14 protein-coding genes and 2 pseudogenes are annotated in these 16,396 nt (G+C 62.4%); 13 read left to right on the forward strand and 3 right to left on the reverse strand.

Annotated elements, in window-relative coordinates:
- Positions 1-729 precede the first annotated feature (729 nt).
- The 4 genes and pseudogenes from ACZ2G3_RS18190 to ACZ2G3_RS18205 form a co-directional block, all read left to right on the forward strand.
- Positions 730-843, forward strand: a pseudogene (locus ACZ2G3_RS18190) (HWE histidine kinase domain-containing protein); the annotation flags it as partial.
- Between the two features lie 63 nt (positions 844-906).
- A complete protein-coding gene (locus tag ACZ2G3_RS18195; RefSeq protein ID WP_470399964.1) occupies positions 907-1,146 on the forward strand; it encodes a hypothetical protein in 240 nt (79 codons plus the stop codon).
- A 90-nt stretch (positions 1,147-1,236) separates the two neighbouring features.
- A complete protein-coding gene (locus ACZ2G3_RS18200) occupies positions 1,237-1,425 on the forward strand; it encodes a hypothetical protein (RefSeq protein WP_470399966.1) in 189 nt (62 codons plus the stop codon).
- Between the two features lie 328 nt (positions 1,426-1,753).
- On the forward strand, positions 1,754-2,707 hold the full coding sequence (locus ACZ2G3_RS18205; RefSeq protein ID WP_470399968.1) for a magnesium transporter CorA family protein: 954 nt from the start codon (positions 1,754-1,756) through the stop codon (positions 2,705-2,707).
- A 269-nt stretch (positions 2,708-2,976) separates the two neighbouring features.
- Here the strand turns inward: ACZ2G3_RS18205 and uvsE are convergent, their stop codons facing one another.
- From uvsE to ACZ2G3_RS18220, 3 genes and pseudogenes are all read right to left on the reverse strand, one after another.
- Entirely contained in the window at positions 2,977-4,071 is a 1,095-nt protein-coding gene (uvsE, locus tag ACZ2G3_RS18210) for a UV DNA damage repair endonuclease UvsE (RefSeq protein WP_470399970.1), read from the reverse strand.
- On the reverse strand, positions 4,068-4,970 hold the full coding sequence (locus ACZ2G3_RS18215; protein WP_470399972.1) for a hypothetical protein: 903 nt from the start codon (positions 4,968-4,970) through the stop codon (positions 4,068-4,070). Before ACZ2G3_RS18215 ends, uvsE begins: the two co-directional genes overlap by 4 nt.
- 486 nt (positions 4,971-5,456) lie before the next feature.
- Positions 5,457-5,710, reverse strand: a pseudogene (locus tag ACZ2G3_RS18220) (hypothetical protein).
- Between the two features lie 541 nt (positions 5,711-6,251).
- On the opposite strand from ACZ2G3_RS18220, the gene ACZ2G3_RS18225 reads away from it, so the two are divergent.
- The 9 genes from ACZ2G3_RS18225 (at position 6,252) to ACZ2G3_RS18265 (ending at position 16,346) form a co-directional block, all read left to right on the forward strand.
- A complete protein-coding gene (locus ACZ2G3_RS18225; protein ID WP_470399973.1) occupies positions 6,252-8,021 on the forward strand; it encodes a thiamine pyrophosphate-requiring protein in 1,770 nt (589 codons plus the stop codon).
- A 3-nt stretch (positions 8,022-8,024) separates the two neighbouring features.
- A complete protein-coding gene (locus ACZ2G3_RS18230) occupies positions 8,025-9,128 on the forward strand; it encodes an enolase C-terminal domain-like protein (protein ID WP_470399975.1) in 1,104 nt (367 codons plus the stop codon).
- A 173-nt stretch (positions 9,129-9,301) separates the two neighbouring features.
- Positions 9,302-10,048, forward strand: a complete 747-nt coding sequence (locus tag ACZ2G3_RS18235; RefSeq protein ID WP_470399977.1) for a hypothetical protein — start codon at positions 9,302-9,304, stop codon at positions 10,046-10,048.
- Positions 10,045-10,668 (forward strand): gluconate 2-dehydrogenase subunit 3 family protein, encoded by a 624-nt coding sequence (locus ACZ2G3_RS18240; protein WP_470399978.1) that lies wholly within the window; start codon positions 10,045-10,047, stop codon positions 10,666-10,668. The genes ACZ2G3_RS18235 and ACZ2G3_RS18240 overlap by 4 nt, the downstream gene beginning before the upstream one ends.
- Positions 10,669-10,742: 74 nt before the next feature.
- Positions 10,743-12,302, forward strand: a complete 1,560-nt coding sequence (locus ACZ2G3_RS18245) for a GMC family oxidoreductase (RefSeq protein ID WP_470399980.1) — start codon at positions 10,743-10,745, stop codon at positions 12,300-12,302.
- A gap of 400 nt (positions 12,303-12,702) precedes the next feature.
- Complete coding sequence (locus ACZ2G3_RS18250) at positions 12,703-13,176, forward strand: PRC-barrel domain-containing protein (RefSeq protein WP_470399981.1); 474 nt, start codon at positions 12,703-12,705, stop codon at positions 13,174-13,176.
- Positions 13,177-13,371: 195 nt separating this feature from the next.
- Positions 13,372-13,845: an IclR family transcriptional regulator gene (locus ACZ2G3_RS18255; protein WP_470399983.1), complete on the forward strand. Its 474-nt coding sequence runs from the start codon at positions 13,372-13,374 to the stop codon at positions 13,843-13,845.
- A gap of 155 nt (positions 13,846-14,000) precedes the next feature.
- Positions 14,001-14,972, forward strand: a complete 972-nt coding sequence (locus tag ACZ2G3_RS18260; RefSeq protein WP_470399985.1) for a TIGR03885 family FMN-dependent LLM class oxidoreductase — start codon at positions 14,001-14,003, stop codon at positions 14,970-14,972.
- Positions 14,973-15,464: 492 nt separating this feature from the next.
- On the forward strand, positions 15,465-16,346 hold the full coding sequence (locus tag ACZ2G3_RS18265; RefSeq protein ID WP_470399987.1) for a recombinase family protein: 882 nt from the start codon (positions 15,465-15,467) through the stop codon (positions 16,344-16,346).
- The last annotated feature ends 50 nt before the right edge of the window (positions 16,347-16,396 follow it).

Here is a 16,396-nt window from a genome sequence, read left to right on the forward strand (position 1 = left end):
AACGTCTGTTTTGGAGAACATGGCTGTTCTGAGGGCGCAGGATGGCGCCTCATGCTGGCACTACTCAGCCAGTGACTCAGGTCTCAAGGCACTTTACCCGCCCCTCTTGCAAGGACGGCACGCTGGAAAGCTTCGGCCTCAGATATACAGCGAGAAAGCCGGGCTGGTCGCCGTGCCTGAGATTGATCCCGCGGACCGGCCGGGGGATCGACGGGCGCCAAGACCTGCCCTCACCCCGCCGCGCGATGGGCTGTGCCTCGTCTCGTGTTGACCAAGCAGGCCAGGGTCATGCGACCCCGCCCCGCTTGACCTTGCTCACGTCTTTGTAGGTCGTGAGGGGCAACCACACGGGCGGTGACGGCCCATCGACTGCCTGCAAAGGTATCTGTCTGTAAGGTCCTCTGCGGTATCTACTGGAGCCGATAGCCCTTACCGAGCCGCTTCGCCGGCATCCCAATCCTGGCAGGAAACAGTATGGCGAGCAGATCACGCCTTGAGCAGCTTTCCGAGGCTGAGCGTCGTGGACGACAGTGGCTCAGCAAACTGAAACGTCTGGAAGAGAATGGTGTTACGGCAGGACCACTGTTCGAGGAAGCAGAGCAAAAAAGCCAGTACTGGCTGCAAAAGTACAATCTTCTTCATACCGAGAATTGACCCGCAAGGCTCACGGCACTTCCGGCGCTGAACCCGGTCGTCCAGGCGCTGGCACGGCAGCCCGGCACATCCGCGCTGACGGTCGAGCAGTATCGCGACCGCTTCATCGGCCGCATCCAGGCCCTGGCACGCGCCCATGACCAGCTGCTCGAGACGAACTGGGAGTCGGCTGATCTGGCGACGCTGGTCCGTGCGACCCTGTCGGCCTATGACCGTGACGGCGCCACCGACCATGTCACCAATGGGCCGTCCATGCGCCTGACCCCCAAGCAGGGGCTGGGCCTTGCGCTGATCCTGCACGAGCTTGCGACCAACGCGGCGAAATACGGCGCGCTCTCGACCGCGGGCGGCAAGCTGCGGGTGAGCTGGGACACGGCACATGCGGGGGGGGCAGCGCCAGATCCACCTGGCCTGGCAAGAGCGCGGCGGCCCGCCGGTCCCGAATGGCGCGCGCCGGGGCTTTGGAACCAAGCTGATCGAACAGGCTTGTGACTACGAGCTTGGCGCCCTCTTGGACCTGCGTCTTGACCCCGAGGGATTGACCGCAGAGATTGCATTTCCCGCAGGTGAGGGAGACTGATCATGGCAGCCGAAACGGTTGAAAAAGTGCTGTCCGGACGCCGGCTGCTGATCGTCGAGGACGAGATGCTTCTGGCCATGGATCTCGAGCTGCTTCTGGAAGAGCAGGGCTGTGAGGTGCTCAAGCCCGCCAACAGCGTCGAACGGGCGCTCTGTCTCTGCCTCGGGATGCAGCGACGTGTTCAGGTATAACAACCTGTGGCGGATCATTATCTTTTACCACAACCCTAGGGATTAGTAAGGCCACCTGTCCAGACGTTTCTGCACAAGATGCAGAACCATGGGAAAGCTTACGGCATCATGATCCCGGTTAGCGTCCGGTCGTGATGAACTCGACGAGAGCGGCTGCCCTCGCCTCATCTGCCGGGTTTCTGTTGTCCACCCAGTTCCCGGGCGGGGCGTCTACAGCAACACGAGAGGTTTCCGGCGAAACAGCACATGCTTCCGCCGTTGCACGCGTTCGGCTACAAGGCCGGAAAAATCGGTCAGTGCCCGGCCTGATGAGCAAAGGAAGTTCCCTGTGATCCGAAGCTTCAGAAACGATTGCAGCCGGCTGTCGGGGCCACATGAAGGAATGACCGGTGCCGTCTGGATCGATCTTGTCCAGCCGGATCCGGCGGAAGAGCGTGCGGTCGAGGACGTGCTGGGCGTGAACATCCCCACGCGCGAGGAAATGCAGGAGATCGAGATCTCCTCGCGGCTCTATCTGGAAGATGGCGGCGCGTTCATGACGGCAATACTTCCCGCCGGGGCGGATGGGGACGATCCGGAAATGGCACCGGTCAGCTTCGTCCTGACACCCGACCGCCTTGTCACCATCCGTTACCACGAGCCGCGCGCTTTTCTCTCCTTTCCGCCGCACGCCGAACGCACGGCCATGGATATGCCGGATGCGACAAGCGTCCTTGTGGCACTTCTGGAGGCACTCGTGGACCGCCTTGCAGACATCCTGGAGCGTGCCGGGCGCGATATCGATGCGATCTCCAGGGGCATTTTCAGGCAGCATGAAGACGCCCCCACCGACAATCGCAAAGTGATCGAACAACTGGGGCGCAAGGGCGATCTGACCTCGAACATCCGTGACAGCCTCCTGACGCTCGAGCGGCTGGCAGGCTTTCTGGCCCAGATCATCGTGCAGCGGAAGATCGCCAAGGACATCAAGGAGCGGGTGAAGACCCTGTCGCGTGATATCCGCTCACTGCTGGACCATGCAGGCTTTCTTTCGCAGAAGATCACTTTCCTGCTCGATGCGACCCTCGGCCTGATCAACATCGAGCAGAATGCCATCATCAAGATATTCTCGGTCGCAGCAGTCATCTTCCTGCCCCCGACCCTGATTGCGTCGATTTACGGGATGAACTTCGAACACATGCCCGAGCTTGAATGGCTGGTCGGATACCCGTTCGCTTTGGGTCTGATGGTCGTGTCGGCCATCCTCCCCTACGCCTACTTCAAACACAGAAGATGGCTCTGACAGTGCTTCCTTGCGGCGGGATCTCTTTACAGCCTCCTGCCGGCCATGGAGCGGGCCGAAGCCCTTCTGGATCTACCGACCCACACACATGCGCCAATCCTTGACGGGGATCCGGGGGGCCAAATTGCGAGCTTGCGATGTGACCTTTGGAAGGCCGGCCCTTAGGCGCGCCATCTGCGCCTCGATCAGCCAGAACAGGGTCCTCCTGTCACCGCTCGTATTCGCAAGCAGTGGATGACACCCGCCGACCTGATCGCCGGGCACTGACCCTACTCAGGCTCCTGTTCGACCTCGGTCATCTCCATGACATCATCAGGGTTGGCCCCGAAACGCGCGGCTATGTCGGGCGCATAGCGGCAAAGGTCCGTCCTCAACCTCAGAAGAGCAAGATCCTTGGTTTTCGCCTCCAGCATCACGTCAAACTCCAGCCCCGCCACATCGCGCATGAACGTGGAGAATTCGAAGGGGTTGATGAAATCGGCATGCCCCGTCCAGATCGGGGGCATCAGCACGGTCTTGATGCGCGAGGTCGGCTTGACCACGTCCTTTGTCAAGCCACCCGTGCCCGCCGCGCCTGTCAGCTTGCCCGCCTCACGCTCCTTGGCTGTCACCTTGCGTTTGATTTCCCGCATCTCGGTTCGGGGGGAGGAGAAGTGCATCTTGGGCCGCACGCCTTCCGGCCAAGAGGCGAGAACGCGCTCCAGCGTCGGGCGAAGCTCCAGCCCCTCGGGGTTGAGGCACCAGAAATGCTGGTAATCGAAGATCAAGGGCACGCCGCAGCGCTCGTGGATCCACAGAACGTCGGCGGCAGAAAACCGGATGTCGTCATTCTCCAGCACAAGCCGGCGGCGGACATGTTCAGGACATTGCTCATAGCCCTTGATCCAGCGCGCGCGGCTTTCCTCCCGATCGCCATAGACACCTCCCACATGGGTGACCATGACAGCTTCGGGGCCCAGTTCCATCCGGTCCAGCATCTCGGCCTGGGAGCCAAGATCCCAGATGCTCTTTTTCGTCAGCTCGGGGTCCGGGCTGTTTAACAGCACATACTGGGACGGGTGGAAGGACAGCCGGATATCGAGCGACCGTGCCTTGCGCCCCAGTGCGGAAAGCTCGGCGTCGCTTTCGGCGACCATGTCGTGGAACTGTGGCATGTCCGGATGGGTCGCGTAGGGCGCCAGGTCAGAGGACAGGCGATACATGTCGATCTTTGTCTCGACCAGATAGTCGAGGATCGTGTCCACATGTTCCAGCGAGGTCTTCAGATGCGGGCTCTGCTGCCAGCGCCTCGTGTCGTTGCTCTTGAAGCCGGGACGCCCCATGACCTTGACGGGAAAGCCGAGCCGGAGGGGTCGATCGCTCATTCCGGTACCTTTTCTTCGGGGAAACCTATGCGGGCTGCAAATTCGTTCCAGTCTGCCGGCCGGAGGGCACCACCCGTGGCCTGGATGTGGCCGCTGCCATATGCTTCCCCTGCACCCGAAGGGCGGTGCTCGGCCAAGAACGACAGCAGGTTGGTGGCACCGGCAGTGCGAACGGCAAAATGGATCCAGCCGGGCCTGTAGCCGGTATTGACCGCCAGCACGATCTTGTCCTTCAGCCGGCCCCGCCAGCTTTCGGCCACCAGCGGATGGATCTGGCAGGGAGAGGAGAACCGGATCAGCGCAACCCGATCACGCACCTTGGGGCCGACCCGCTTGGCGCTGTTCAGGGCCGCCGCAACCTCTGCCTTGGCCGCCCGCAATTCAGCAGTCTCGGGATGGTCTCCCTTGACCAGTTCCTTGGGCGAGGCGCATTTGAGCAGCAGCGCCAAAGCAGGCCCCGTATCGGCCAAGGCCGTGCGACGGGGGGCATTCACCAACGAGACCGCGTCCCGCAATGCCGTCTTGCCATATCGGACCTGTGCCTCGGCGAGCTCCGGGATGCCGCCTTCGGCCATGTCGCCGATCAACCCCAGGGCCGCCAGCCACAGCAGGTCATCTGCGGGCCCCAGTGCTTGGGCACACCAATAGGTAAGGAGTGACGACGTCGGCTCCGGGCGCCAGCCGTTGCCGGAGATCACGACGGCATCTCCCGGCGTGCCAGTCGGAACATGATGATCGATCAGCACAGTCGGCACTCCGGGCAGGATCTCGCCCTCGCGGATGCCCAGGTCGGTCACGATCAGGCCGCCCGGTTGTCGCTCCTCCAGTTCACCCCGCAGGTCAGGTGACCATGGATTTTCCCCCTTGCCCACGACCCGCACGACGCTGTCGCGACCCATCCGGCCGAGAGCCTTGTGAAGGATCGCCCCAGCCGACAGCCCATCCGCATCGAAGTGACCAAGGATCAGGAGCGGACGGAGAGGATCAAAGCGGCCAAGTGCTGTTCGAAAAGCGGTTCCCACTTCAGATGGGCTTTGAGCGCGATGGCTGGACATGTTGATCAACTGCGCGAAACTTCGTTTGGTTTCGAGGAGACCTCACGCACCGGCATGTCGCGACGCAGAGGGATCCTCCCATTCGAGACAGCCCGCTGGCTGTCAGCGTGGCAGAATACCCTGGCGGCTCCCGAAATACGGCGCACTGCTCCGAGCCCCATTACCTGCATGAGCTCCCCTTGATGCCTGTCGTCGTCACCACCTGAGTCCCAACGGGCATGTTAATCCAACGCCTTCTCCGGCTCATGCGTCTCACAGGGCTGCTGCCGTTCCGCCAGAGCCTCGCCGGGACGAGGAAAATTCTCCCGCCGAACCCCACGCTCATTTGGCTCAACACCCCAGGAGGAACCTGTCTTCGCCATAGTAATGCAGCGGGTGTGGTGGCTGCGGCAGAGCCACCCTACCTTGAGAGGCTCATCATACCGATCGTGATGCGCGTCGACTGCCTTCGCACCGCAAGCCTCACAGGGCTACTTCTGAAGCTGCTGCTTGGACGCTCATGCCTTATGCACGAGAAGATGGGTCCGGCACCTGAGCGGGTCGGTCCTGCGCCAGCCGGCTTGGCACTTATTGCCCTTCAGCAGATATATTGTTTTCTCTGCGTTCTTCCCGTTAGCTGTTCACCTCTTTCGCGCCGGTAAAGCAATTGATGGCGGAGGGCTGTTCGGGCGCTGCGACAGCAGGAAGTCGAGCATCTTTCGCTTCAGCTCTTCTCCATGCTTAGAGGATTTCCCGCCGGCGACGGATCCTTGAGCGGTCTCGACTGCTCTTGCAGTAAGCCAAAGCTTTCGGTCCGGAAGAACCAGCACTAGAATCCGCCACCCATGTCGGCTGCAAACAAGGGGCAGAGACGCCACGTCGAATATTGCGGAAAAATATCGATCTTCAGAGGATTTTTTCGTCATTTGGACGACAAATGCGCAAAGTTGGATTTTCCAAGGAACAATCTCAAATCCTCTCGGTTGGACCCTCTTACCGACAGCAAGCCAAACCTAGTGGTTGCTCGCGTATGTGTTTCCTGAGCCTCAAGGTTCACTGAAAGACGAGAATAGCCGCACAGGATGATGTTGCTGTTGAAGGCAGGCTCTCCGGAGCCTCCATCCGGAACATATGAGGAGAGAGCCCATGGCAGATACCGTTGCAGACTTCCTGCTAAAGCATCTGAAGGAATGGGGCATCAGGCGCATTTACGGCTATCCCGGCGATGGCATCAACGGCATCGTCGGAGCAATGGAGAAGGCGCTTGGCGAGGATCTGCAATTCGTTCAGACCCGTCACGAAGAAGAGGCCGCGTTCATGGCCTGCGCCCATGCCAAGTGGACGGGCGAGGTCGGCGTCTGCCTCGCCACCTCGGGGCCTGGGGCAATCCACCTCCTCAACGGGCTTTACGACGCCAAGCTGGATCACCAGCCGGTGCTTGCGATTGTCGGACAGCAGGGTCGGGCTGCTTTGGGCGGGCATTATCAGCAGGAAGTCGATCTAATGTCCCTGTTCAAGGACGTCGCCAGCGACTTCGTGCAGACATGCATGGCGCCGCAGCAGATGCGCCACCTGCTTGACCGCGGACTGCGCATTGCCAAGGCCGAGCGCAGCGTCACCTGCATCATTATTCCCAACGATGTACAGGAAATGCCCTACGAGGAGCCGCCGCGTGCCCATGGTACCATTCATTCCGGCATTGGCTATGCCCAGCCACGCATCGTTCCCGGCGAGGAGCAGCTTCGTCAGGCGGCAGAGGTGCTGAACAGCGGCAGCAAGGTGGCGATGCTTGTTGGCGCCGGTGCGCTGAACGCTACGGACGAGGTCATTGCCACCGCCGAAACCTTGGGCGCGGGTGTTGCCAAGGCTCTTTTGGGTCGGGCGGCGGTGCCCGACGATCTTCCCTTCGTCACCGGGCAGATCGGCCTTCTGGGGACACGGCCGTCCTGGGACATGATGATGGGCTGCGACACGCTGCTGATGATCGGATCGGGCTTTCCCTATTCCGAGTTCCTGCCCAAGGAGGGCCAGGCTCGGGGCGTCCAGATCGACATCGACCCCAAGATGATGTCGATCCGCTATCCCATGGACGTCAATCTGGTGGGCGACGCCGCCCTGACGCTGCGCGCGTTGCTGCCCTATCTTCAGCCCAAGGAGGACAGGAACTGGCGGGCAAGTCTGGAGGAGAAGATCGCCACCTGGTGGGACGGTGAGCGCGAGCGCGCGCATCTGCCTGCCGATCCGATAAACCCGGAGCTTCTGTTCTGGGAAGCCTCCGACCGCCTGCCCGACAACGCGATCGTTGCCGCCGACTCCGGCTCGTCCGCGAACTGGTTTGCGCGGGGTATGAAGTTCCGGCGCGGTCAGATGGCATCTCTGTCGGGGACGCTGGCGACCATGTGCCCCGGTGTGCCTTATGCGACGGCCGCCAAGTTCTGCCACCCCGACCGGGTCGCGGTCGGCTTCGTGGGCGACGGGGCAATGCAGATGCTGGGCATGAGCAGCCTGATCACCGCCGCGAAATACTGGCGGGAATGGCAGGACCCGCGCATGATCATCTGCGTCCTGAACAATGGTGACCTGAACCAGGTGACGTGGGAATTGCGCGCGATGGGCGGCTTCCCAAAGGTCGAGGCGACCCAGAACATTCCGCAACTGAACTATGCCCAGTATGCCGAGCTTCTGGGACTGGGGGGCATTCGCGTCGAGCGCCCTGAGCAGGTGGGTCCTGCATGGGATGCGGCCCTGAACGCGGACCGGCCCGTTCTGATCGATGCGGTGGTCGATCCGAACATGGCGTCGCTGCCGCCGCACATCACCTATGCGCAGGCTAAGAGCTTTACCAAGGCGCTGCTGAAGGGCGATCCGGACGGGTACGAGATCGTCAAGCAATCCATCAAACGGTCTTGGGTCTGACAGGTGCCCTGTCATGCTCCTATCACCTCGGTAAAGGCCGAAGCCTTTCGCGTTCCCACGGAACAGCCGGAGTCGGACGGCACGCTGGAATGGGATTCGACCACGATCCTGGTCGTGACTATCCAGTCCCACGATCTGTCGGGGATCGGCTACAGCTACACAGCCCGGGCCGCGGCGCTGGTGGTGACGGACATTCTGGCCGAGGTGCTGCACGGCAAGGACTGCATGGCGTCCGGGGCCTGCTGGAATGACATGAGGCAGGCCGTACGCAATGTCGGGCGCACCGGGCTGGTATCTTCGGCAATGGCTGCTTGTGACGTGGCGCTGCAGGACCTCAAGGCAAAGGTCCTGGAGGTGCCGGTCGCGTCAATGCTGGGTGCCCGGCGGCATTCAGTGCCTATCTATGGCAGCGGCGGCTTTACCTCGCTGTCGGATGACGAACTGGCGGATCAGTTGGAAGGCTGGGCGGCTAGGCAGATGCCGGCGGTGAAGATGAAGATCGGTCGGGAACCGGGGCGCGACCTCCACCGCGTCCGGGTTGCCCGCGAGGCGGTGGGGCCGGATGTGGAACTTTACGTCGATGCGAACGGCGCGTTGAGCCGCAAGGAGGCCTTGGCCTTTGCCGAGGCTGCCGCAGATCACGGCGTCACCTGGTTCGAGGAGCCGGTATCGCAGGACGACCATGAGGGTTTGCGCCTGATGCGCGACAGCCTGCCTTCCGGCATGGAGGTCGCCTCGGGCGAATATGCCTGGACCTTGTCGGACATTCGGTCGTTGATCGCGGCGGGTGCCGTGGACGTGCTGCAGGCTGACGCCACCCGCTGCGGCGGCTTTACCGAATTCATCATGGCCGATGCACTGGCCGCCGCGCATCAATTGCCGACATCCAGTCACACGGCCCCGGCCTTGCACCTGCATGTCTGCTGTGCGGCGATGCAGGTGCGCAACATGGAGTGGTTCGCAGACCACGTCCGGCTGGAACGGATGCTGTTCGACGGGACGCCAAAACCCAAGGATGGCCGCTTGGCGCCGGACCTGTCGCGACCGGGCCTTGGACTAGAGTTGAAGCGTGCCGACGCCGAGCCTTGGCGGGTGTGGCCGTCATGACCGAGGTGGCTCCCCTTCAACAAACGCGTCCGGTGGCCCGCGCTGTGACGGCATTGGTGATAGCCTGCCTCGTGAGTGGCGGACTGTGGGCAGTGCGGCGGCCACCAGGTACAAGGCGGGCGTCCTTTAGAAAGGCGCGATGTCATGCTGGCCGGCGGGCACGTCAGGGTGGCATGCTGCTGGCTGCGAGCGCGGCAATTGATGGAGCGACCGAACACTACCGTGGCGAATTCCATCGGTGGGAAATGTATCTTGGTCCGGCCGCTTCTGCAGGCGCCTTGATGGCGTCGACGGGGTGGCGGATCATCCAGCGACCAGCACGACACTCGCTGCTCGTAACTGCAACCGGCGTCGGCATCGCGGGTCATGTCTTTCATGCCAAAAACATCCTGCGCCGACCTGGCGGGTTGTGCTGGTCCAACCTATTCTATGCCGCACCCATCGGCGCGCCCGGATCGGTGGCGCTGGCCGGGCTGGCCGGGCTGGCCGGAACCGGGCTTGAGCGGCGCGCGCCAGTGGGCCCGCGCCGGGAGGGGCGTGTGATGGCTGTGGGCGTGGTTGCGGGACTACTTGGCACCTCGGCCGAAGTTGCGCTGCTGCATTTCCGAGGCGCCTTTCATAACCCCGCCATGTACATCCCAGTGATCGTTCCGCCGGTTGCGGCCCTGTCGCTGGGGCTGGCCACCGCCAAACCGACGCCGCAGCGGCTGCGGCTCGCACGGCGCCTGCTGGGCGCGACTGCGGTGATGGGACTGGTCGGCACCGCATTCCACGCCTGGGGCGTGCAGCGCAACATGGGCGGCTGGCGGAACTGGCAACAGAACCTTCAGGTCGCGCCGCCACTGCCTGCACCGCCCTCCTTCACCGGCGTCGCACTTGTGGGGCTTGGTGCGATCGATCTGCTGGAGGTGTCCTCATGAAACCGCCGCATCGCTATCCGGGCTACGACGTGCTGGACAAGCGGGACAGTACATCCTGGGATGACATCACGCGCCGGGTCGTGTCCGGGCGGCTGAACCCGCCCGCGCGACAGTTCCTGGATGATCAATGCTGGGACGTGCTCCTTGCGTTGTGCGACACGGTTGCGCCGCAGCCCGAGCGCGACCCGCCGATCCCGGTGGCAGCCTGGATTGACGCCGCCTTGATGCAGAACCGAACCACAGGTACGCGCTACGCGAACCTTCCCCCGATGCGAAAGGCCTGGCTGCAGGGGCTTGCAGCACTTGATGCCGAGGCAGAACTTTGCCACGGGCGCCGCTTTTGCCAGCTTGCACAGGACAAGCGCGAGGCGCTGCTGAAGGCAGTGGACGGCGAGGACGTCAAGGCGCCGGAATGGGGAGGTCTGCCGCCCCGCCGTCTGTTCCGGGAGGTGCTGGCAAACGAGATCCTGCGCGTCTATTATAGCCATCCCGCCGCCTGGTCCGAGATCGGCTTTGGCGGCCCCGCCAGTCCGCGCGGCTATGTGCGCCTTGCTCCGAACCGGCGGGATGCATGGGAGGCGGAAGAGGCGCCCGACGCGCAGGGGTCGGTCGAACCATGATCCCGCAAGGCGCAGAAACACGGGCCAGGGGCGGCCGTGCCCCGGATGTGTTCTCGCACGATGGCTGGGTGCCCATGCGCCAGTATCGCGAACACGAGGAGGTCGAGGTCGTCGTGGTCGGCACCGGCGCGGGTGGCGGCGTGGTGGCGGCAAAGCTTGCAGAGGCGGGGCTGTCGGTTGTCGGCTTCGATGCGGGCGCCTTTTATCGGCCACTGGCGGATTTTGCCTCGGATGAGCGTGAGCAGGACAAGCTCTATTGGACCGATGACCGCATCAGCGGTGGCGAGGACGCCATTGAGCTGGGCTCGAACAACTCAGGGCGCGCGGTCGGCGGCTCGACCGTGCACTTCCAGATGGTCGCGTTGCGCTTCCGGCCCGACTGGTTTCAGTCGCGGTCGCGGTTGGGTTATGCCCGTGACTGGCCGGTCGACTGGCGCGAGATGTGGCGCTGCTACGAGGAGGTCGAGGATGCGCTGAAGATCGCGGGTCCTGTAACCTATCCCTGGGGCCCAAAGCGCGGCCGCTATCCTTACCGGCAGCACGAGATGAACGCCTCCGCGCTTGTTCTGGCGCGAGGCGCGGAGGCTGTCGGCGTGGACTGGGCGCCGTGCCCAGTTGCGACCCTCTCGGCCCCGCGCGGCAAGGCGCCGCCCTGCGTTTATCGCGGGTTCTGCAAGATCGGCTGCTCGACCAACGCCAAGCAAAGCGTGCTGAATACCTACATTCCCCGCGCGCTTGCCGCAGGGGCCGAAATTCGTGACCTGGCGATGGTGGGACGGGTCGAGACGGGGTCGGACGGGCAGGCCACTGGAGTGCATTATTATCGTGATGGCGAATGGCGCTTTCAGAAGGCGCGCCGCGTGGTCGTGGCAGGCTATGCGATCGAGACGCCGCGGCTGCTGCTGAACTCGTCTTCGCCCTCGCACCCGCACGGCCTTGCCAATGACGAGGGGCTGGTAGGGACCGAACTGATGGTTCACTCGAACCACGCGGTCTGGGGAACGATGGAGGACGAGATCCGCTGGTACAAGGGGCCGCCATCAATGGCCGTGTGCGAGCACTGGAATTATGACGACCGGAAGGACTTTGATGGGGGCTATGCCTTCATGAGCCAAGGGCCGCTACCGACTGACTTTGCCACCTCAATGGTGAACAACCTGGGCGTCTTTGGCATGGAACTGCGCCGTCGCATGGCTCTCTATAACCACATGGCGGGATTGAAGATCGTTGGGGAGGTGATGCCGGACCCCGCCAACCGGGTCGAACTGTCGAACGAAACCGACGGATTGGGTCTGCCCGTGCCGCGTGTCACCTTCGCTTTCGGCGACAACGACCGCAAACTCTCGAACCACGCGCTGCGCTTCATGCAGACGATGCTGGACGCAGCGGGCGCGCGCGACATATTCCGGACAAACGGGTCGGCGCACCTGATGGGCGGCTGTCGGATGGGCTTTTCAGCCAAGGATGGGGTCGTGAATGGCGACGGGCGTGCCTTTGATTGCTCGAACCTGTGGATCGCGGACGGCTCGGTCATGCCGACGAGCGGTGGCGTTAACCCGTCCATGACGATCATGGCCAATGCGACCCGCATTGCCGAACGCATAATCAGCGCAATCTGCCGCGGCGAGGCTTAGTTCATCTGCGAGATTGATCGCCCTACCACTTTGAAGCAACTGGTGCCGTGGACGGACGTTGATGCGGGAAGCGTAGTGAGGTGCTTGATGCGACATGCACGCACTGTTGTTCATCAACGCTTCCGCAGAGACGAATGATCATTCAGGACAAGTGCTTGTTGCTCAGTTGAAAGCTAGGGGCATCCCAACGACCTACTGCTCCTCCGCCAGCGACAGACGTGCCGGATGCGGCCCCGCGCTCAGACGAACGAACACAGAAGTGGCGCCGTCATGTTATGAACCACGCTCAAGGTTCAACACCAGACAAGCTGTTGGCAACCCCAAGCTTGGAACATCGGCCTATGCGGGAGGTTGGGACCATGTGCTTTCGCAGCACAGACGGAAATAGTAGGAGAACGACATGCATCGCATGATAGCAACAGCCGCCGCGCTGGCCATTGCCGCGACACCTGTTTTGTCTCAAGTCGCCACGCCGGCCGGAGAGACAATGACGGCCGAGACGGATTGGGCGCAACTGATCCGGACCCGCGACATCACCGGGGGCCCCGTTTACACCACAAACGAAGCCTATGATGAGGGATCCTGGGGGGCAGGCGCGGATTATTCTTGGGGCCGGGCTGGTTACACAGGCGTCGGTCCCAACTGGAACCAAATCGGCGAGATCGAGGACGTCGTTCTTGACCGTTCCGGTCAACTGATCGGTGTTGTAGCCGAAGTTGGCGGTTTCCTTGATATCGGGGACAAGCATGTGCTGCTTCGTGTCGGCGACGTAGATCTGGTTCCTGTTGACGACGGCAGCTACAGCCTGATCACCCGCTATTCGGAAGAAGAGCTTGAGCAGTTGCCAGGAGTGGACGAGGGGTGGTGGGACTAAGTTTCCGCACTCTCCCAGCACGATCGGCCGGTGGCGGGGGATCACTCTGGTAAAGCTCCGCCACGGATCTGCCGAACGAAATCTCGCCGGGCAAAGCAGAGTTATTGCCTCGCGTTTTGAAGGTGAGTGACGTGCTGGAGGCAAGGGCTCCATGTGAGTTCGGGGGGAGGTGTGGCCCCCCTCGACCTCGGCGGGATGACGGTTCTCGTCGGCGCGAACGCTATGTTCGAGCACGCTGCATTGATCTACGTCCTGCGGCCGCCCGGCCAACGGACCTATTTCGCAGCCTCCATAATTGGGCGGCGTCTCCCGGCTTTGTCCACTTCAGTCGGTCGCGCGATCCTGTCGACGTGGCCGGAGCCAGACCGCGATGCCGCCATCGAGAACTGGCCACTCAAGGAGTTCACTCCACGCACGACCCTCGACCGTGCAAGCATCCGCAACAGTATCGAAGAGGCAGTTGCCCGGGGGTTTGCGATATCGCGCGATGAAATGATCTTGAACGAGCTTGCCGTCGCGGCACCGATCTGCGGTCCCGATGGACGTGCCATGGCGGCGGTGCAGTGTTCGGTATCAGCCTATTCCTGGACCAACGACAGGCTGCTGAAGAAGATAGTTCCGCCCCTGTTGGACACAGCCAATGCAATTTCTCCATCGCTCAGGATGTGAGGCGGCGGATGCCAATGGCATGTCACCAGCCAGGATTGTTAGACGAAAGCTCCAGTTTCGAATGGTCCAGTTCTCAGGGGGCAGAGCAGGAGCTTGTCGACGATGAACCCTGTGTGGAGCGACTGCGTTGAGCAGCACCAAGCAAGGACGGGCGCATGGCGTATCTTGGCTTTCATGCATCACACGAGCAGATAGATCCGAAGGCTCTGCTTGATGCCGTGCAGCTGGCGGAACAGGCCGGCTTTGCGGCCGCGATGTGTTCAGACCATTTCTCCCCCTGGAGCGCGCGGCAGGCGCAGTCAGGTTTTGCCTGGGTCTGGTTAGGCGCGGCGCTGCAGGCAACCTCCCTGCCCTTGGGTGTGGTAAATGCGCCGGGCCAGCGATATCACCCCGCAGTCATCGCACAGGCGGCCGCAACGCTGTGCCAGATGTATCCCGACCGCTTCTGGATGGCCCTTGGCAGCGGTGAAGCCGCAAACGAACATATCACTGGCGACCGGTGGCCGGAAAAGGCGGTGCGCAACGCGCGACTGAAGGAATGCGTCGATGTAATGCGCCAGTTGTTCGCTGGCGAGACAGTTAGCCATGACGGGCTTATCCGCGTTGACCGCGCCAAGCTGTGGACGCTGCCGCGGACTCCACCGCCCCTGATCGGGCCCGCGGTCAGCGAAAAGACAGCAAGGTGGGTCGGCAGTTGGGCCGATGGACTGATTACGGTCAATCAACCCCGTGACAAGCTGCGCCGGATGATCGACGCCTTCCATGAAGGCGGCGGCGAAGGCAAACCGCTCTATCTGCAAGTGCACCTGTCTTATGCACCCGATAAGGACACGGCCCTGCAGATTGCACACCACCAGTGGCGATCAAACGTGTTCGAGCCGCCGCTGTGCTGGGACCTGGAGATGGTTGAGCATTTCGACGTGGCTTCGCGCCATGTCCGACCCGAGGACATGCACGACTCGGTCCTGATCTCGTCCAACACGACGCTTTATGTGGATCGTCTGTCGGAGTTTGCCGAGCTGGGGTTTGACGGCATCTACCTTCACCATGTCGGGACTGAACAGCGCGACTTCATTGAAACCTTCGGCATGCATGTGGTTCCAGCATTCACATCAGCACGGGCATAAACCGCACCAATGACTTCTGGTCGGAGGCCGCCATTATTAGAACCGTGCCGACAATTCAACTCCGATGAAGTCCATGCGCAGCCATAGCCTCTCTGCCTTCGAGGTGGCAGCGGCGCAAGCGTCGCCTCAGGCCGCCCGACCTCCCGGGCAGATCTTTCGGGCAGTCGCACCTGCCTTGGCTGGGCCTGCAGCCGAGGAGCATCCAAAGGAAATCCAGTACTTTTTGGCTTCAAACTTACATGAAGATTATCATTATATAGTAGTGGATTAAGTGTAGCTATCCTCAAAAAACCACATTGCTGAGGGACACCAGAACGAGCCGATTTTTGCAGACGCCGCAGCTTTTGGTCGTACTGCGGAATGCTCCAGCTGCCCCGGAACGAGTAACCATTCCTCAAGGAAATCACGCTGCGCGAATATCAGCCGAAGCCTTGCCTTCGCTTACAAACGGTCGTTTAGTTGTAACATCATGAACTGAAAGCAAGCATTATCATGCCTCTCATTGGCTATGCCCGCGTCTCCACGGAGGATCAGACCCCCCTGCCCCAGTCAGAGGCGCTGCGAGCCGCCGGCTGCAGCGTCGTCCACGAGGAACAAGCCTCGGGTGCCAGTCGGTCGCGGCCCGTCCTCGGTCGCGTACTGGACAGCATCCGCAAGGGTGACACTTTGGTCGTGGTGCGGATCGACCGCCTGGCGCGCTCGCTGTCCCACCTGCTGCAGCTGCTCGAGCAGCTGGAAGCGAAGGGCGCCTACTTCCGGTCACTCCAGGACCCGATCGACACGGCAAGCCCGCAAGGAAAGTTTACCCTTCAGGTGCTGGGGGCCGCGGCCGAGTTCGAGCGCGCGCTGATCCGTGAGCGCACCAGGGCCGGCTTGGCCAGCGCCCGTGCCAAGGGCCGGATCGGGGGCAATCCCGGGCTGCGAGCCCGCGACCCCACCGCCATGCGCAAGGTCCGGCTGGCGCGCCACGACGGTTACATGGAGAGGTTAGGCGAGACGGCGCAGGACTGGGTTCCCCACGTGCGCCGCCTGCGCCCCGACATGCCCTGGGAGGACGTGCTCCGCATCGTAAATGCATCCCTGCCCCCTTCCCGGCACTGGACGCAGCAACGGCTGCTGCGGGCCGTGCGCGCCTATGTTCGCAACGGCTTCCTACCTCCGGCCGTGCTGGGTCGCGCCGCTCGGCGCGAAAGCGATGATCGGTTACCCGCGATCATCGCCGCGATAAAAGGAGCGGATCCTGACATCACCTTGCAAGCCATCTGCGACCGGCTGGAAGCCATGCACGAACGTACGCCCCGTGGTCGGTCGAAATGGCAGCCCTCGTCCGTGAAGATGCTGCTGGAACGAGCGGGAAAGCTCGGCATGCTGTGAGGTGCCTTGCGGGTTTCGCGGCTTGTCGAACGGCTGAAGAAGGACTGCTT

The organism is Paracoccus sp. KKT209 (assembly GCF_055635455.1).